Source organism: Streptomyces celluloflavus, assembly GCA_000720995.1.
Classification (GTDB): domain Bacteria; phylum Actinomycetota; class Actinomycetes; order Streptomycetales; family Streptomycetaceae; genus Streptomyces; species Streptomyces celluloflavus.
On sequence record JOEL01000014.1, the window covers coordinates 77,516 to 94,575 of the forward strand.

The window sequence follows — 17,060 nt, forward strand, 5'->3', positions numbered from 1 at the left end:
TTGTTCGCGGGTGCTGATCACCAGCGTGGGCGGGCGACGGGAGGGGAGCCAGGACGGGTGGTGCCTGGGTACGGCACACCCAGGCACGCGGGGCAGGGCGCGGCCTAGCCTGGAGGGATGCCCAGCAACGATCTCGGAGATTTCCTGCGCGCCCACCGCGCCCGCCTGCGGCCCGGCGACGTCGGGCTCGCCTCCTACGGCGCCCGCCGGGTGGCGGGGCTGCGGCGGGAGGAGGTAGCCGTCCTGGCCGGTATGAACAGCGACTACTACGCCCGTCTCGAACAGGGCCGCGAGCGCGGTCCTTCCCCGCAGATCCTCGAAGCGATCAGCGGTGCGCTGCGGCTGGACGACGAAGCGCGGGAGCACATGTTCCGGCTGGCGGGCACCGCGCCGGAGGGGGAGCGGCCGCAGCCGAGGGAAGCGGTCAGTCCTGCGCTGCGGCAACTGCTGGACGGTTATCCGAAGGCCGCGGCGTTCGTCCTGAACCCGGCCAACGACTTCCTGGCTTCGAACGCGCTGGCCGACGCACTGTTCTCACCGTTCGAGGACATGGGCAACATGGCCCGCATGACCTTCCTCGACCCGGTCGCCCGGAGCTTCTTCTCGCAGTGGGGGCGGGCGGCGGAGGCGGTCGTGGCCGGACTGCGCCACGCCACGGGCCTGGACCCGCACTATCGGCGCCTGCACGACCTCGTTCGCTCCCTGACCGAGGAGAGCGAGGAGTTCGCCGCCCTGTGGTCCTCGCACACCGTGCACCGGAAGTCCCGTGACGGCAAGAGGCTGCTCCACCCCGATGTCGGGCCCCTCGACCTCACCTACCAGACCTTCGATGTCCGCGAAGCGCCGGGCCAGCAACTGGTGATCTACCACGCCGAACCGGGAAGCCCCAGCGCCCAGGCGCTCTCACTGCTCGGCAGCCTCCACGCCACCCACCACCAGGAGGCCGCTCCGGAGCGGTAAGCCCCCCGGCACGGCCATCTGCATGTCGGCCCGGCGCACCACGGTGCGCCGGGCCGACATACGCAGGGCCCGGTTACCCGGGGTTCCGGTGACGCGGGGGCTGCGGTGCCGGGGCGGCGTCCAGGACAAGCCCGGCGGCCCGCACGCGCAGGATGGCGGCGAGGCCCTGCCCGGTCAGGGCGCCGGCCAGTCGCGGACCCAGGCCGGCGCCGATGGACATGCTGCACGTGCCGAGGGCGACGGCCGCGCCGCGCGTGCGGGGCCGCCCGGCTGTCGTACGGGCCACCGTCGTTGTACGGAACCGCTCGGCCGCCGCGCGAGGCCGCCCGACCGCCGTACAGGTCCGCTCAACCGCCGTACGGAACCGCCCCGCCGCTATACAGGTCCGCCCAGCGCGCCCTATGGATCCGCCCGGTAAATCCGCCCGACCGCCGTCCGGAACCCCTCAGACCCCGTACGGGTCCGTCGTGCCGTCCGGGGCCAGGTGGTCGGGTGCCGCGTCGGCGAGGCGGGCGAGGAGGTCGGCGGCGCGCTTGGCGACCGTGTCGCGGTCGCCCTCCGAGAGGGCCGAGCCCATCCCGACGGCGACGGCGCCCGCGGCGATCCACTCCGGCGCGCTCTCGATCGTCACCCCGCCCGTCGGCAGCAGCGGCGCCTGCGGCAGGGCGGCGCGGACATCCTTGATCCAGGACGGCTGGTGCGCGGAGGCGGGGAACAGCTTGAGCGCGTCGGCGCCCAGCTCCAGGGCGCGGACCATTTCCGTCGGCGTCGCCACTCCGGGAAAGACCGGGACGCCGTAGCGGTGGCCGGTGCGGATGACCTCGGCGTCCAGGCTCGGCGAGACCAGGAAGCGGGCGCCGGCGTCCACGGCCATCCGGGCCGACGCGGCGTCAAGGACCGTGCCCGCGCCGATGACCGCGTCATCGCCCAGCTCGCGGGTGAGGGTGGTGACCGCCTCCAGCGCGAACGGGGTGGTCAGGGATATCTCCAGGCTGGTGATACCGGCCGACAGCAGGGTGTCCGCCGTGGCGCTCGCCTCGTCGTAGGTCTCGCTGCGGACGATGGCGAAAACACGCTGCGCCAGTGCGGCCCGGGTGATCTCCCAGCGATACACGGCAGTTCGCCGCCCTTCCTTGTCTCCAACGCTCGATGCCGCCTCGCCGCGACCACGGCGGACCAGCGCTCCCAGAGGCGCGCCGACGGGGCTGACCACCGCATGGTGACTTTGCCGTCGATGCCCGCCCACTCCTCGTTTCCACCGAAACGCTACCGGGAGCCACTGATAATCCTCCCGCGGGGGTACGCCCGGCGCTCCCCCTCCGGCAAGAACTGCGCCCCCCGTCGACCGGAATCGCGCCCCCGCCCGGCAGAATCCGGCGGTCCCCGAAGCCGGGCGGCGCGAGCCGGGCGACGGGGGCCGGGGGAACAGGGACCGAGGGGAACAGGGACCGGGCGCCGGAGGCGGCGCGGCGGACGGGAGCACGGCGCGGCGGCGGCCGGGGTGCCCGAGCACCCCGGCCGCCGCTGTTCCCGACCGCCGCGTCAGCAGCCGCGGTCGACGAGGTCGAACGACTCGTAGTGGTCAGAGGTGTAGTAGTCCTCTTCCGTCTGCTTACCGGCCACGATGCGGCGGGCACCGCGGTTGGGCGAGCCCGGCGTGACGACGGTGTACTCGTGGTAGTAGCCGGACTTCTGGGACGGGAGGATGCCCTCCCGGTTGTCGAAGACCGTGCCGTCCTTCGGATACGGGAAGGGGCCACCCTTGTCGATCAACTTCAGGGTGTCGTGCGCCTGGGAGGGCAGGTCGGAGTAGCAGATGTCGCCGACGGACTTGAGGTGCGCGGCCGGGGCGTGCGCCGTGGTGGCGTACGCGGTGGCGGGGTGGGTCACCGCGGCGGCCGGCGCGGCGGTGACCGCGGTCCCGCCGAGGAGAAGGGCCGACGCGAGGGCGCCCGCGGCGCCGATCCTGGTGATGCGTGGGGGGATTCTCATGCCCCACAGGATGACGCGCGTAGACATGAGCCTGTCAATCCCAACGGGCGGATGTTTCCCGGGAGTTCACAAGGTCACCCCAGTTGGCCCACCGGCGCTCGCCCGTCGGTCACCCAACCCGCGCCCCCGACACCTTCCCGCGACGGACACCCATCGGGCATAGTGGACAATTTTGCGTGTCGCGAACCGGGCCGAGCGGTTTGCCTCTGAGGCAAGTTTTTTGCCTCAGAGGCGAAGTCTCGTTATACCGGGAGCATGACCGAGCTCCTTGACGAGCCCCCCGGCATCCCGCCCGAGGACCTGTCCACCGTCGCACCCCGCCTGCGTGACCTGCGGCGTCACAGTGGGCTGACCCTGGAGGCGGCGGCCCGACGGGTCGGGCTGTCGCCCGCCCATCTGTCCCGGCTGGAGACCAACCGCCGCCAGCCGTCGCTGCCGATGCTGCTGGCGCTGGCCCGTACGTACGGAACCACGGTATCCGACCTGCTGGGCGAGACCGCGCCCGAGCGCGACCCGATCCTGCGGGCGAACCGCACCGAGCCGTCGGGCGCCGGCGGCTGGACCTACTGGACGGTGGGTGCCGCCGGGCGGGCGATGCAGGCGCTGCGGCTGCACGTACCGCAGCGTGCGCAGGGCGACCTGGTGCGGGTGCACCCGGGCGAGGAGTGGCTCTACGTCCTCAACGGGCAGCTGCGGCTGACCCTCGGAGAGGCCGTTCATCTGCTGGATCCGGGGGACGCGGCGCACTTCGACTCGCTGACCCCGCACCGTATCGCCGCCGCCTCGCCGGGCGGGACAGACCTCTTGTTCGTGCACACCCTGATGCAGAGCGGCACCGCCGAGCTGTGCCTGGGTGACGCCGCGCCGCGCCGCGGCCTGTGATGCCGGGGGCGCGGACGATCTCCGTGCCCCCACCCGTGCCGCACCGTTCCGGAAGGGAAGGACCGTACACCGTGCCTGACCAGACCACTCCCTCGTCCCCCCAGACGTCCCCGGAGACCACGCCCCCGCCCGCGGAGCCGCTCGCCGACGCGGCGCCCGCCCGGGTGTACGTCGAGAACAAGCCACCCCGCGGACTGTATGTGCGGGTGTTCATCTACGTCATCGCCACCCATGTGCTGCTGGCCTTCATGAGCCTGCTGGTGGTCGTCGCCAAGTCCCGCTGACGGGCAGGGGCGGCGCCCCGCGGAACAAGACCCGCGCGCCGCCCCGTCGCCATCTCAGGGCCCCGGTACGGGCTTACCGCCACCGCAAGGACTCCCCTCCGGCGGGACCGTCGACAGCCCACCCGTAGCCCCCGTACACCCCACCACCGGGCGAACCGCAGCCCCCGCCACCCCCATTCCCGGATGAACCGGACACCCGCCGAACCGTCTCGGCAACGTCCATCCCCCCGATGGGAAAGTCCATTGCCCCGCCGCGGCCACGGGGTGCAGCCTTCTTCCGCACTTCCACTCGCTCCACACAGCTCTCCAGAGATCACTGCGCACCCAGCACAGCTGTCCCTGAACCTCGCTGTACCGAGGAGGACCGAAGGATGCACCGTACGCGTACCGCGGCGGCCACCGCGTTCGCCCTGGCCCTGGCCGCGATCCCCCTGGCGGGGCCGCCGGCCGCCGCCGCGACCGCGGGCCCCGCCCGCGCCCCGGACAGACCGGCGGCCGCCACCCCGCTCTCCCCCACCCCCCGGTCCGTCCAGGCCCGGTCCGACCGGGTCACCGTCACTCCGTCCGTCACCGTCGTCGCGGACCCCAAGGCCGACGCGCCCGCCCTGGCGCTCGTCGAGAAGTCCCTCAAGGCGGCGGGCGCCGAGCGGATCGTCCGGTCCGCGCGGGCCGCCGCCGGCCGGCAGCTGACCGTCTACGTGGACGGCTCGGGCGCGGCCCGGGAGCTGAAGCGGCTGGGCGCGCGCGGCACCGACGGACTGCCCGCGGAGGGCTACGCGCTGGCCGTCGGCGATGGCCGGATCGCGCTGGCCGGCAAGGACGCCACCGGCACGTACTACGCCGCCCAGTCGCTGCGGCAACTGCTGCCGCACCGCGACCGGCCCGGTGCCCGTATCCAGGGCACCGCCGTACGGGACTGGCCCGCCACCCCGCTGCGCGGCGTCATCGAGGGCTTCTACGGCACCCCCTGGTCGCACCAGGCCCGCCTGGACCAGCTCGACTTCTACGGCGAGCACAAGATGAACATCTACGTCTACTCGCCCAAGGACGATGCGTATCTGCGGGCGAAGTGGCGCGACGCCTACCCCGCGGACCGGCTCGCCCAGTTGAAGGAGCTGGTGGACCGGGCGCGGGCCCGCCATGTGGAGTTCACCTACGCCCTCTCCCCCGGCCTGTCCGTCTGCTACAGCTCCGATGCGGACGTCGCCGCGCTGACGGCGAAGTTCCAGACGCTGTGGGACATCGGCGTCCGGACCTTCGCGGTGCCGCTGGACGACATCAGCTACACGAACTGGAACTGCACCGCGGACAAGGACCGGTTCGGGACCGGCGGCGGGGCGGCCGGTACCGCACAGGCGCACCTGCTCAACCGCGTCAACCAGGAGTTCATCGCCAAGCACCCGGGCGCCGAGCCGCTCCAGACCGTGCCGACCGAGTACTACGACGTGCAGCCATCGCCGTACAAGCAGGCGCTGTCAACGCAGCTGGACAAGAACGTGCTGGTGGAGTGGACGGGTGTGGGTGTGGTCGCGCCGACGATGTCCGTCGCCGAGGCGCAGCGGGCCCGGGAGGTCTTCGGGCATCCGATCCTCACCTGGGACAACTACCCGGTCAACGACTACGCGACCGACCGGCTGCTGCTCGGCCCGTTCAACGGGCGGGAGAAGGGGCTGCCCGGACAACTGGCGGGGATCACCGCGAACCCGATGATCCAGCCCGCCGCGTCCAAGATCGCGCTGCACACGGTCGCCGACTACGCCTGGAACGACCAGGCTTACGACGCGCGCGCCTCCTGGGGCGCGGCGATCGACGAACTGGCCGGCGGCGACGCCCGCACCGCGCGGGCGCTCCGGGCCTTCGCGGACGCCAACTACTACTCGGTCCTCAACCCCCGGCAGTCGCCTGAACTGGCCGCCGCCGTCGACGCGTTCGGCAAGGACGGCGACGCGCGGCGGCTGGACGCGGCGCTGCGCACCGTCCAGGACGCGCCGGCGGTGCTGCGCGACCGGCTCACCGACCGGGGCTTCGTCCAGGACAGCGAGCCCTGGCTGGACGCGACGCACGCCTGGGGCACCGCGGCGCGTACGGCGCTGAAGCTGATCGAGGCGACCCGGGCGGGCGACGACGCGAAGGCGTGGCAGCTGCGCCAGCGCATACCCGAGTTGGTGCGGACCGCCAGGTCCTTCGTCTATGTCGATCTGAACGGCAAGAAGGTCCCGGTGCGGGTCGCCGACGGAGTGCTGGACACCTTCATCGAGGGCGCGCTCGCGGCGCATGACGCGGCGCTCGGGGTGACCGGCCGCCCCACGGCCTCGACCGATCTCGCCGCCTACCAGGACAACACCGTCTCCCGGATGACCGACGGCGACGACGCCAGCTACTTCTGGAGCGGCGCCGCCCCGAAGGCCGGTTCCTATGTCGCGCTGGATCTGCACACCGAGCGTCCGCTGGGCCGGATCACCCTCGCGATGGGCAAGAGCGGCAGCCCGGACGACTATCTCCACCACGGCGTTCTCGAATACTCCGCGGACGCCACGCACTGGCGGCAACTGGCCGCCTTCGACGACACGGCGGAGATCACGGTCGATCCGCCGGCCGACGCCGGAGCCCGGTATGTGCGGGCCCGCGCCACGCAGTCCCAGGACAACTGGCTGGCGGTACGGGAGTTCACGGTCGCCGGGTCGGACACGGTGACCGGCGGCCCGCCCGCGGCTGCGGGCAGCGCGCTCGGGGCGGCGGCGGACGGCGACCCGACGGCCGCCTACCGCGCGGCGCGGGCGGCGCAGTCCGGCGAGTCACTGGAGTTCACCCCGGCCACACCCCGCACCGCGCGGTCCGTGGTGGTACTCCGCCCGCAGGGCGCGCCGCCGAAAGCCGCCCGGGTCCAGGTCCGTACGGCCGGCACCTGGCGCACGCTCGGCACCCTGTCCGGCGCCTACACCCGGCTCGCGACGGGCGGCGGCACCATCGAGGGCGTACGGCTGGTCTGGCGCACGGGGACGGCGGCCCCCGAGGTCAACGAGGTGATCCTGCACTGACCCGGGGCCGCGCGCAGGTGCGCGGCCCGCGTGGGCGGACACCGGCGGGGCCCGGCACTCACCGGCACCGGACCTCGCCCCGCCCGCCCCCTGAAGCGGTCGGAGCGCGGACCGTCCCTCCCCCGGAGCAACACAGGCCACCATGGGCCGGCTGTCCCTCGCATCAACGGTGGACCGGTCCCCGACCACGCATACGCCCTCAACCGCCCGTACTCACGGCGCCCACTCCTCGGCGAGCAGGCCGAGAACGACCAGGTCGACGAAGGCCCCGTACACCCAGGCGGAACGCCGCAGAGTGCCCTCGACGGAAAATCCGGCCCTCGTCGCAGCCGTGATCATCGCGGTGTTGTCGGCGAGGGTCTCGATCTGCAGCCGGTGCAGGCCGCGTACGGAGGCCGTGCTCGACGCGATCGTCGACCACAAACGCATTGCCGCTCCTGCCGGGTTCGGCGTCGGCAAGACCCATCTCGCCGTGCGGGCCGCCGTCTGGTGCACCAACGTCCATCCGGTCGGCACCGCCTTGTGCATCACCACAGCGACGAGGTTTCGCCAGGTGCAGCGGCAGCTCTGGCCGCACATCCGCAAGGTGGTGCCGCGGGCCGGCCTGCCGGGCTGTTGCCGGCACGGTCCAGTACAAGATGCCCGACGCGTACGGCCAGGACGTTGTGGTCACGTACGGCTTCTCAGCGCCGGCCAACGACGAGGTGGCGATGCAGGGCATCCATATACCTCACCTGCCGCTCATCGTGGACGAGGCGGGCGGTATCAACCCGTGATCGGCGCGGCACCAACAACCTGCTCACGGGCGGGCACGCAGTGATGCTCGCGATCGGCAGCCCTGCGATGGACGATCCCGTGTCCTGGTTCGAGGAGTTGTGCATCGAGAGCGAAGACCCGAGCGAGACGACGACCGTCACCATCCCCTCCCCCGACTCCCCAGCAATCGCCAAGGAGCGGACGCCGTACTGCGCGGACTGCACGGACTGCCCCGACGGCATCGCCCGGCACTCCCTCGCCGACCACATGCCGGACCAGGACTGGGTCGACCGCACCATCCGGTCGTACGGCGAAGACCACCTGTACGTGATCGCCAAGGTGTTCGCTCGGTTTCCTCGGGGCGGCGGCGAGGCGCCGAGTACACCGGGCGCGTGCCGGACTACGCGGAGCCGGACGCAGAGCCGCTGCGCTGGGAGCGCCTCAGCACCGTGTGCGGTTGCTCGGAGGAGGACCGGGCACCGCACGACATCACCCCGGAGACGGGCGACCCGCGCCTGTTCCCGACGAAGCCGCCGTTCCTGCCCGGCTGGCGCCGTCCGGCGAGCGACATCGGCCTGCAGCCGCCCGCCTGGTGAGTGCGGCAAGGGAACCCAGGACCGTCACCGGGCCCGGCAGCGCTACCCTCCCGCCCGCGTTGGGAGCACTTCTCCTCTCCACCTGGTCCCACGGCTGCAGCCGGAGCGGTGCATCTCCGCCCGGGCGGAGGTGAACCGCCGAGGAGGGAGGGTACTGGCTGCGGACCCCGGTGCTCTCCACGCAGGCGGTAGTGCTCCACGACCGCCGCCCGCTCCGCCCGGTAGGCGTTGGGCGGCGGCAGCAGCACCGAGGTGGCGCCGGCCTTGGCTGCCTGCTTGGCCCAGCGGCGGGCCTCGAAGGCACCGTACGCGGCCACGCCCGGCATCACGCCGAAGCCGTCGGGGGCGGTGGACGGCGGTCTCGACGACGCGGGCGCGCTCCTCGGCGGTCAGCGTCTGGTACTCGCCCAGCGAGCCGTTGGGCGCCACGCCGTCACAGCCGCCGGCGGCCAGGAAGCGGACATGCTCGGCGAAGGCGTCGTAGTCGACCGACAGATCGTCGTGGAACGGCAGGGCCGTGGCGACGTGGACTCCGTGTCAGGGCCTCGCGGAGTTGGTCATGCTGCAGCTCCTTGACTGGTGTGGGAAAGAAGGTAGTAGTGCAATGTCACACGCCATAGACCTGGAACCGGGCTGATGGCCCGATGCCGCGGATCGGGTAACGGCCGTGCTGCCGGCCCGCGTCGAACAGTGCCTCGTCCACCGGGACCATCGGACGTAAAGTTGGCACACTCCTGAGAGACCTGGAACGGGTGCTGATGGAAATCGAACTGCGACACCTGCGGATTCTGTGCACGATCGCCGACACGCTGAGCCTCGGCCGGACGGCCGCCATCATGGGGTGCTCGCAGCCCGCCGTCAGCAGTCAACTGAAGCGCATCGAACGGCTTATGGGCGAGGACCTCTTCGTCCGGGGCAGTGCGGGGGTGACACCGACGCGCTTCGGGGTCGAGGTGGTGGTGCAGGCCCGCGAGGTGGTGGCGCTGGCGAACGCGATCGGGCACCGGTCCACCGCGAGCCGCCGCGGAGCTGATCGGGTGCTGCGGGTAGCCGCGACGAATACGCCCATCCTGCCGGGGCTCCTGCAGCGGGCGCGCACCGTCCTGCCGGCGCTGACCGCGCAGGTGAGCAGCGTGTACTCCTCGGCCGAGATCATCGGGCTGCTCGAGGACGACAAGCTGGACGTCGCCGTCGCAGTCGACTACCCCGGACGGGAGTTGGGGCATTCGGAAGCCGTGGCGCGCCGCGGCATCGTCACCGAGCCCAGCTTCGTGGCGCTGCCCGCCGACCACCCGGCGAGCGGGCAACTGGACGTGCCGCTGCTCGATCTGGCCGGGGACGCATGGTTCCTGACACCCGACGACGGTGCGGGCTGGCCCGGTGTCTGCTACGACGCCTTCCAGGCGGCCGGCTTCCGACCCGCCACCGTGCACGAGTACCTCGGTGACCGGGACCAGTTGCAGCGGATGATCGCCGACGGGCTGGGGATCGCCGTCGTCCAGGCGACGTGCAAGCCGAACCCGGGTGTGGTCGTCAAGCCGCTGGCCGGCACGCCGCTGTGGTGCCGCTATGTGCTGGTGTGGCACAGGGAGCGGGTGTCCGATGAGGTCACGGAGGCGCTCTTCGGCGCGGCCCTGGCCGCCTACGAGGAACTCATCGCCCGGGCACCGCACTTTCGGGCGTGGGCAGCCCGCCACTACCCGGCCCCGCGGAGGTAGGCGTACGGGGCTTGTACGACACCGGCACAGCCCGAGGCCGTGGCCCGGCCGACCGGAGTCGGCCGGGCCACGGTCCCGGGTCATGCAACCACTGCCGTTCAGGAGGGGATCAGAACGACGTGGTGACGGTGACCCCGCTGAAGTCGGTCACCGCGTACAGGCTGATGTACCGGTAGCCCGCCTCGGTGTTGTTGACGGTGATGCTCTCAGCGTTGCCGGAGTTGGTGGACTTCTGGGTGAAGGCGGACGGGCCGGCCCATGTCGTCGGGTCGTAGTAGAGGTCAGCATTGCCGCTGCCGCCGCTGGTAGTGACCTTCAGAGTGGTGTTGCCGGCCGGCAGCCACACCCACAGGTAGTCGGTGTCACCGGCGACCCGGGACTGGTCCGACCGGAAGCAGTTCTTCCCCATCGCCTGCGTGTTGGTGTCGGCGCAGGCCGTGCGGTTGCCGCTGCCACCGCCCAGGGTGTCGAGCCAGGCGTCGAAGTCGGCGTCGTAGCTGGTGCCGATGTTGTTGTAGACGGCGTAGGCACCCTGGTAGTCCCCGGTCCGCATCTTGGCCAGCATGGCCTGGATCTGGTCCGGGTGTTTCTCGGTCATGTACCGGACGGCCAGGTATCCCCACGGGTAGGTGCGGGTCTCGTCGTCGATGACGTAGGTGTTCTGGAAGAGCTGGCTGAGCTTGTAGGTGTGTTTGCCCGCCTCGGTCAGCGCGCCGTCGTCGGTGAGGTTGCGGTAGGAGTAGGAGACGTACTCCGCTTGGCCCTCTATCCACCAGACGTCCGGGACGGTGATCTGGGTGCCGAAGTCGCCCTTCATGTCGTAGATGGACTGCTGGACGTGCGCGAACTCATGGTTGAGGTTCCACGCGTTGGCCGGGAAGCCGTTGTCGGTCGGCCACTGGTAGAGGATGGAGTAGGCGATGTTGTCGGGGTCGGTCGGCGTGCCGGTCAGCGTCTCGCCGCCGTTGTTGGTGTCATTGCCGAAGATCGCCCACGAGTAGGTCGTGTAGTCGGTCCTGCTCCCGAAGATGACCATCTTCAGGTTGAAGTACTCACCGGGGATCGGCGTGCTGGTCTTGACCTGATTCTGGTAGAACGCGACCTCATTCGACAGGCTCGTGCAGACGTCGGACTGCTCCTTCGCTGTCAGCGCCTGCGCCATGACGGTGAAGTTGCTGCAGGCGTTGTTGATCGGCAGCGCGGCCGCGGTGAGTTGCTTCGTCAGGTCGCAGACGCCGTAGTAGGAGCACTGGTCCGGGTCCCCGACGCTAGCCCGGTAGGCGACGTGCACCCACAGGTTGTCCGTGGCACCGGTGATGGACGAGCCGTCCAGCAGACCCTTGATGAGCGGGCGGATCTTGCTCTGCAGGGCCGGTATCTGGATGAGGTTGGCCAGGTCGTTGCCTGCGTTCGAGTCGAGGACGTCGTTGACCCCGCCGAGCAGGTCGCGGTGGCCGAGGGTGAAGTTGTAGAGCGTGTCGGCGATACCGGGTTTCGCGGTGATCGCGGTGACGAAGTCCGACAGCCACGGGCCGCGCCACAGCGGGGTGTAGATCGCGTTCAGCGCCCGGTCCATCTCCGGGACGGCGTCCCACGAACTGCTGGTGTAGGCGTTGAGGTAGCGGCCGTAGACGTCCAGGTAGTCGGCCTGCACCTGCGCGCTGTCGGTGAGGACGAACGCCTGCTCCAGCACACCGCCGTTGCCCGCGCTGACGTCATTCGCGTGACTGCTGGCGAACAGCGTGTTGAACCCGTTCTCGATGGCGCTGCGGAGCGAGGGGTCGTACGTGCCGACGTCCTGGGGGTTGCCGTACTGCACGTAGTAACCGGCACGCATGAAGTACATCAGCTCGTACAGGCCGCCGGAGTCGTCACCGGTGTAGGAGCCTGCCGCTCCGGCGACGCCGTTCGCCACCGCGAGCATCTGGGACTGATTGAACACAGCGTGCGCGTCCGGACCCGTCAGGCTGAACAGCGGGTTGATGCAGGAGCTCCAGTCCACCGTCTTGATGTACGACACCAGGTCGCTGCCGGACCGGCCCGAGAAGTCCGACGTGGTGCACGACGTGACGGCGGCAGGCCGGGCGGCACCGGCCGCGTTGAGTGGCGCGTGTGCTGACAGGTGCGGCTTGGACGGCTTGGCCGAACCCAGGGCAGCCGGCGCCCCGCGAAGTTTCGCGGGCAACGGCTTGGCGCTGGTGGCGGCGGCTTGGGACTGAGCGGTCTCGGGTCCGGTGGGCGTGACCTTCCCGTGCTGTTTGGCAGCCTGCACGGCTGCGGAGGGTACCGACACGGCCGGTGGTGAGGCATGCCTCGTGTTGCTGGTTGCCGCGGCCGCCTGAGTGTTCGTCAGGCCGGCGACGACGAGCCCTCCGGCCGCCAGACCTGCGGCCAGAACTCTGGGCAGGATTGATCGACAGTGCATCGCATCTCCAGTGGGGGGGAGCGAAGGGGAAGCCGCCCGAGGAAGCGAGCAGCGGTGTGTAACATTGCACTGGGTGAAGTCGTGAGCAATACTCCGGGACCCAGCACTGTTTCCAGTTGCCCCATAACACCGGCGCACAGGGTGTCAACGCCCGCCTGGAAGTGAGATGCGGACGACCAGGGCACAGCCGATCGAGACGATCGACTGGCACACCGGCGGCGAACCGTTCCGGATCGTCGTGGACGGCCCGGCCAAGGTGACGGGTGACGGGTGACGGGTGACGGGTGACGTGCCCGCCTACATCCACGCGCACAGCGTCGAACACCGCGCACACGGTCGGCACATGCCGGTGCACCGTCGTTCCGCGCGACGCGTTCCTGCCCGGATTCGTGCTGAGATGACCGAACTCCTCCACGCGGAGCTGGTCTTCGCCTTGGGGCCGGTAGCCGCCGTCCGGGCCGTCCGCCGACCTGCTCACCGCGAAGGCCGCCCTGCGAGGCGACCGTCCGACGGTCGTCAGGACCACCGGGGTGGGATGTGGGAGGACCTGGTGGTCGCCGTCGCGGCGTACCAGGCAGGGAGAGGCGCACCAGCAGGGAGCACAGGCGGAGCGCCCCCTGTTTCCGTACCATGTGAAATAGTACTGTCGCCGCACAGGGTTCCCGACGGACGGAGCACACGGTGGTGCGAGACGACATGCAGCAGCGCGAGGGCGCGAGCCACGACCGCGCGGTGCCGCCAACGCTGGCGGAATGCTTCACGCAAGGGTGGGCCGAGGAGACTCCGGCGGTGCCGGTACTGCCCGGAGCGGCGTACGCGGCCAAACGTCGCGCGCTGCTGTCCGCGCGCTTCCCCGGGGAGCGAATCGTGATCTCGGCCGGCGGCCTGAAGGTCCGGAGCAACGACTTCGACTACCCCTTCCGGCCGCACTCCGCGTTCCTCCACCTCACCGCGGACGAGGGCGGCGCCGCCGCCCCGGACAGCGTCCTCGTCCTGGAGCCGACGGGCACCGGCCACGACGCCACGGTGTTCGTCCGGCCGCGCTCCCCGCGCGACGGCGGGCCGAACGGCACCGAGTTCTACCGCGACCGCCGCTACGGCGAGTTCTGGACCGGCCGGCGCCGCACCCTGGCGGAGACCTCCGACGCCCTGGGCCTTACAGCTCTCCCCCGCGATGGCCTCGCACGCGCCCTCGCCTCGGACGTCCCGACCCGGGTGGTGCGCGGCCAGGACCCGGTGGTCGACGCGGCGGCGCCGCCGGCCGCCGGGGCCGAGGCATCGCCGTACACCGAACCGTGGAGCCCTCCACCAGCGAGCTCGGCACCTTCACCCGCCAGAACGCCAACACCATCCATGGGCACGCTCTGGCCTGCCTGGTCGCGGCGGACCGGTACGCGCACATCGAACACGAGATCAAGCCGTCGCTCCACGCCGGCGACACGGTCATCTGTGATCGCTACCTCGCCTCGACGCTGGTCTTGCAGCGGCTCGACGGCGTGCCGCTGGAGTTCCTGCTCGACCTGAACGCGGACATCCTGATGCCCGACCTGGCGGTGATCCTCACCGCGTCGCCCGGCCTCATCGCCCACCGGATAGCCGAGCGCGGAATCCGCCACCGATTCCACCTCGACCCCACCATGCCCAGCCGCGAGGTCGACCTCTACGCCGAGACCGCCCTCACCCTCACCGCCAAGAACGTGAAGGTACTGGTGCTCGACAGCAGCAATGCCACGCCGTCGGAGCTCGCGGCCGAAATCGCCGACACGCTCCCCGACCCTCGATAGCGTCGGCAACCTCACCGAAGCCGACAACCCCCAGGGATCATGAACCCGGAACCCGCACAACCCGTCATCGACACACACGTCATCCTCCGCGACGGGGACAAGATTCTCTTCTCACAGCGTGGCGGCCCGTACGGCCACGGGCGGTGGCACATGCCCTCGGGCAAGCTCGACAAAGGCGAGCCCCTGACCGTCGGCGCCGCCCGCGAACTGTACGAGGAAACCGGCATCACGGCCGACCCGGCTCACCTGCGCCTCGTCCAGGTCGTACACCACCGGCAAGACGCGGAAATGGAACGAATCGGCTTCTTCTTCGAGGCCACCGAATGGCAAGGACACCCGGTCAACAAGGAACCCGAGAAGTGCCGCGCCCTCGGATGGTTCACCGTGCACGAACTGCCCGACGACATCATCGAATACCCCGCGGCCGGCTTGAACGGCTACCTCCGGACCACGGGTCCTCTCACTGAGCACGCCTGGTAGCCGCGGCACGAGGACCACGTCCGGGGCGTGGCTCAATCGCCCGCCCCGGACTTCTTCATCGGATGAGCCGAGCCCCCGGGTGGACCCCGGCGGAGAAGGCCAGATCTTCCTTGAGACAGAGCGCATCGCCGCCGAGCGCATGACGATCGACGTCACGCACCAGCTGGAGAACATCCGTCTCGCCGGCCGAATCCTCGCTATGCGTGACGCCCGCATTATCGAGCAGGTGGATACAACGAACTGGCCCATGCGGGCGGCTTGTTCGCTGAGATCGTGGCCCCCGTCAAGGACCGGTAGGCAGCCGGTGTCCTCACGCAGCCAAACGACCGGCCACTCCCCGATGACGCTCACGTTCCCCCTGAGCGCTTGAACCCCGTCCGTACGAAACAGAATCGAGACACACGTGACTGATACCTGGCAGACGATTGCCCGCCTTGCCGGCCGCCTGGAGGAACACTCCACGCTCCCTCGCGAACAGCGCATCCTTCTGCAACTGCTGAAGATCCAGGAGGAGGCCGGCGAGGTCGCCGAGGCGGTCATCGGAGCCATGGGGCAGAACCCTCGCAAAGGTCACTCGCACACCTGGAAGGACGTCGAGGCCGAGATCTGCGATGTCATCGTCACCGGCATGGTCGCCTTGACCCGCATGAACCCCGAGGCCGCGACCGTCTTCCAACGTCACATGGAGGGCCTCGTCGCGCGGGACCTGGACCAAGCCGAGGGCGCCGCTGCCCAGTGAACCGGCTCGCACAATCGGCCAAGAGTGATCACGGTTGGGGCGGATGTAACAGATCACCGCTCCACGACGTTCCGAACCGCGAAACGGGGTTGACCTTCGTGCCAACCCCACTCACAGCCGAGGAATGGGTGACAACTGCTACCGCTCCCCTCTCACCGGCAGCAGGACGGGCCTTCTGTCAGGAACCCCCGTTCCCGTCACGGCCCGCCTCGGCGCCACAGGCCCCGGTGGCCGACTACGCGCTCACCGGCTCGTACGGCCTGATCTTCTTCACCCGCACGATCACCTCGCCCGCAGCGGAGTCCTGAAATCCGGCGCGGATCGCGTCGACGCTCGGGCCCTGGTCTCCCACCGAACGGCGGCGGACCGGGACGCGGTTCCCGAGGTGTGCACGCGACACCAATCGGGCGCCGTACCCATCGTGCGCGTCGTGAGTACACCGCCTGAGCCCCCCTTGCCGCGAATCATCGCCCGCGAAGTTGCCGGCCAGCTCCTGCGACGCCAGCTCCACCACCGAGGAATACGCCCGCCGGTCCGACGGCACCGGCACCGCGGCGGGAGACTCCGCCGCGTCCGGCGGGAGGGGCCGCCAGGGCTCGGAGCCGGCGCGCGACCGCGTCGCCACGTCCTCGTACAACTCGGCCTGGAAAACGGGGACATCACTGTCCCACCGAGTCCGCAGTGCGACCTTCTCGCCTCGTATCATGCGCCCTTGCTATCCCACCCGGCACAGTCGATCAGGAGACCGGGTCGGCCGGACCGCCTGCCTGTGCCCGGCCTGATGGCGAACCCTCAATCCTGGCCCCGACCGGTGCGCGGGTCAGCTCGCCGTCCCGTCGAGGAGGGGCTTGAGTTTGGCCACGAGGGTGCCGGCCGAGACGATACGGGGGATCTGCTCACCTTCCGGCGGCGCGAGGTTCGGGCAGGATTCGCTGTCGGACGCATCGCCCTTGAGCTTGAAGCTCTGCAACTGGCGGCCGGTGTCCGCCGTCCGGACGGTGACCTGATAGGACACGTCGACGAGGAGCCGAAGGCTCATGTTGTATCCGCCAGGTTTCGCGTACATGCACCGGCCCGTGGTCGCCGTGGAGTGGCCGGGCAACGGCGCCAGGCAGATGACGAGTTGGGCGACGGACCCGCCTGCCTTCGCGGTCTGCGATGCCCACCGTGGCGGCAGGTGGATATAGGCCGGCGTCGCGAGGTCGGGGGTGTCCAACTGGATGACGTCCGCCGGGTGCGGCCCCGGTCCCTGGTAGTGGCCCTGAGGGTCGCTCGGCACCTTGCCCAGGCACACGTTCTGCGGAGTGGCAGCCGGTGAACTCGCCTCCGCGGACGGGGCAGGAGCCGAAACGGTACGGGCAGGAGTACTGGGCGGAGCCGTCGGCCCGGCTTGATCGCCCCCGGCG

At 70.5% G+C, this 17,060-nt stretch carries 15 protein-coding genes and 3 pseudogenes; 11 read left to right on the top strand and 7 right to left on the bottom strand.

Annotated elements, in window-relative coordinates:
- Window positions 1–117 precede the first annotated feature (117 nt).
- Window positions 118–960, top strand: coding sequence for a helix-turn-helix transcriptional regulator (locus IH09_RS15710; RefSeq protein ID WP_052856864.1), 843 nt, complete (start codon window positions 118–120; stop codon window positions 958–960).
- 445 nt (window positions 961–1,405) lie between these two features.
- On the opposite strand, the gene IH09_RS15715 is transcribed toward IH09_RS15710, so the two are convergent.
- Together IH09_RS15715 and IH09_RS15720 are read right to left on the bottom strand one after the other, a co-directional pair.
- A complete protein-coding gene (locus tag IH09_RS15715; protein WP_052856865.1) occupies window positions 1,406–2,074 on the bottom strand; it encodes a bifunctional 4-hydroxy-2-oxoglutarate aldolase/2-dehydro-3-deoxy-phosphogluconate aldolase in 669 nt (222 codons plus the stop codon).
- 428 nt (window positions 2,075–2,502) lie between these two features.
- A complete protein-coding gene (locus tag IH09_RS15720; protein WP_052856866.1) occupies window positions 2,503–2,952 on the bottom strand; it encodes a ribonuclease domain-containing protein in 450 nt (149 codons plus the stop codon).
- 255 nt (window positions 2,953–3,207) lie between these two features.
- Between IH09_RS15720 and IH09_RS15725 the strand changes: the two genes are divergently transcribed.
- From IH09_RS15725 to IH09_RS15735, 3 genes are all read left to right on the top strand, one after another.
- Window positions 3,208–3,834: a helix-turn-helix domain-containing protein gene (locus tag IH09_RS15725; RefSeq protein ID WP_052856867.1), complete on the top strand. Its 627-nt coding sequence runs from the start codon at window positions 3,208–3,210 to the stop codon at window positions 3,832–3,834.
- 71 nt (window positions 3,835–3,905) lie between these two features.
- Complete coding sequence (locus tag IH09_RS15730) at window positions 3,906–4,118, top strand: DUF6126 family protein (protein ID WP_052856868.1); 213 nt, start codon at window positions 3,906–3,908, stop codon at window positions 4,116–4,118.
- 371 nt (window positions 4,119–4,489) lie between these two features.
- Window positions 4,490–7,156 carry a beta-N-acetylglucosaminidase domain-containing protein gene (locus tag IH09_RS15735; RefSeq protein ID WP_052856869.1) on the top strand — a complete coding sequence of 889 codons (2,667 nt, stop codon included), beginning with the start codon at window positions 4,490–4,492 and terminating at the stop codon, window positions 7,154–7,156.
- Window positions 7,157–7,369: 213 nt separating this feature from the next.
- On the opposite strand, the pseudogene IH09_RS15740 reads toward IH09_RS15735, so the two are convergent.
- Window positions 7,370–7,549 (bottom strand): annotated as a pseudogene (locus tag IH09_RS15740) (GNAT family N-acetyltransferase); the annotation flags it as partial.
- Between the two features lie 245 nt (window positions 7,550–7,794).
- Here IH09_RS15740 and IH09_RS39060 point away from each other — a divergent pair.
- Complete coding sequence (locus IH09_RS39060; protein ID WP_190233308.1) at window positions 7,795–7,932, top strand: hypothetical protein; 138 nt, start codon at window positions 7,795–7,797, stop codon at window positions 7,930–7,932.
- 372 nt (window positions 7,933–8,304) lie between these two features.
- The gene (locus IH09_RS39065) at window positions 8,305–8,508 is read left to right on the top strand and encodes a hypothetical protein (RefSeq protein ID WP_052856871.1); all 204 of its coding nucleotides are present in this window, start codon (window positions 8,305–8,307) and stop codon (window positions 8,506–8,508) included.
- Window positions 8,509–8,696: 188 nt separating this feature from the next.
- On the opposite strand, the pseudogene IH09_RS37265 reads toward IH09_RS39065, so the two are convergent.
- Window positions 8,697–9,021: pseudogene (locus IH09_RS37265) on the bottom strand (dihydrodipicolinate synthase family protein); the annotation flags it as partial.
- A gap of 245 nt (window positions 9,022–9,266) precedes the next feature.
- Here IH09_RS37265 and IH09_RS15755 point away from each other — a divergent pair.
- Window positions 9,267–10,226, top strand: a complete 960-nt coding sequence (locus IH09_RS15755; RefSeq protein ID WP_052856936.1) for a LysR family transcriptional regulator — start codon at window positions 9,267–9,269, stop codon at window positions 10,224–10,226.
- Between the two features lie 109 nt (window positions 10,227–10,335).
- Here the strand turns inward: IH09_RS15755 and IH09_RS15760 are convergent, their stop codons facing one another.
- The gene (locus tag IH09_RS15760; protein WP_318279464.1) at window positions 10,336–12,498 is read right to left on the bottom strand and encodes a M9 family metallopeptidase; all 2,163 of its coding nucleotides are present in this window, start codon (window positions 12,496–12,498) and stop codon (window positions 10,336–10,338) included.
- 849 nt (window positions 12,499–13,347) lie between these two features.
- On the opposite strand from IH09_RS15760, the pseudogene IH09_RS37275 reads away from it, so the two are divergent.
- The 4 genes and pseudogenes from IH09_RS37275 to IH09_RS15780 all read left to right on the top strand — a co-directional run.
- A pseudogene (locus IH09_RS37275) lies at window positions 13,348–13,833 on the top strand (aminopeptidase P N-terminal domain-containing protein); the annotation flags it as partial.
- A 113-nt stretch (window positions 13,834–13,946) separates the two neighbouring features.
- Window positions 13,947–14,435, top strand: a complete 489-nt coding sequence (locus IH09_RS15765; protein ID WP_052856872.1) for a dTMP kinase — start codon at window positions 13,947–13,949, stop codon at window positions 14,433–14,435.
- Window positions 14,436–14,474: 39 nt separating this feature from the next.
- Complete coding sequence (locus tag IH09_RS15770) at window positions 14,475–14,915, top strand: NUDIX hydrolase (protein ID WP_052856873.1); 441 nt, start codon at window positions 14,475–14,477, stop codon at window positions 14,913–14,915.
- A gap of 403 nt (window positions 14,916–15,318) precedes the next feature.
- On the top strand, window positions 15,319–15,654 hold the full coding sequence (locus IH09_RS15780) for a MazG-like family protein (protein ID WP_052856875.1): 336 nt from the start codon (window positions 15,319–15,321) through the stop codon (window positions 15,652–15,654).
- A 235-nt stretch (window positions 15,655–15,889) separates the two neighbouring features.
- Here the strand turns inward: IH09_RS15780 and IH09_RS15785 are convergent, their stop codons facing one another.
- Together IH09_RS15785 and IH09_RS15790 are read right to left on the bottom strand one after the other, a co-directional pair.
- On the bottom strand, window positions 15,890–16,291 hold the full coding sequence (locus tag IH09_RS15785; protein WP_190233309.1) for a hypothetical protein: 402 nt from the start codon (window positions 16,289–16,291) through the stop codon (window positions 15,890–15,892).
- Window positions 16,292–16,474: 183 nt separating this feature from the next.
- Entirely contained in the window at window positions 16,475–16,933 is a 459-nt protein-coding gene (locus IH09_RS15790) for a hypothetical protein (RefSeq protein ID WP_190233310.1), read from the bottom strand.
- Window positions 16,934–17,060: the final 127 nt, after the last annotated feature.

Excerpts from the sequence above, each read along its gene's own strand:
- IH09_RS15720 (WP_052856866.1), bottom strand. The coding sequence starts at position 2,952 with ATGAGAATCCCCCCACGCATCACCAGGATCGGCGCCGCGGGCGCCCTC.
- IH09_RS15770 (WP_052856873.1), top strand. The coding sequence starts at position 14,475 with ATGAACCCGGAACCCGCACAACCCGTCATCGACACACACGTCATCCTC.
- IH09_RS15735 (WP_052856869.1), top strand. The coding sequence starts at position 4,490 with ATGCACCGTACGCGTACCGCGGCGGCCACCGCGTTCGCCCTGGCCCTG.
- IH09_RS15755 (WP_052856936.1), top strand. The coding sequence starts at position 9,267 with ATGGAAATCGAACTGCGACACCTGCGGATTCTGTGCACGATCGCCGAC.
- IH09_RS39060 (WP_190233308.1), top strand. The coding sequence starts at position 7,795 with ATGCCCGACGCGTACGGCCAGGACGTTGTGGTCACGTACGGCTTCTCA.
- IH09_RS15725 (WP_052856867.1), top strand. The coding sequence starts at position 3,208 with ATGACCGAGCTCCTTGACGAGCCCCCCGGCATCCCGCCCGAGGACCTG.
- IH09_RS15710 (WP_052856864.1), top strand. The coding sequence starts at position 118 with ATGCCCAGCAACGATCTCGGAGATTTCCTGCGCGCCCACCGCGCCCGC.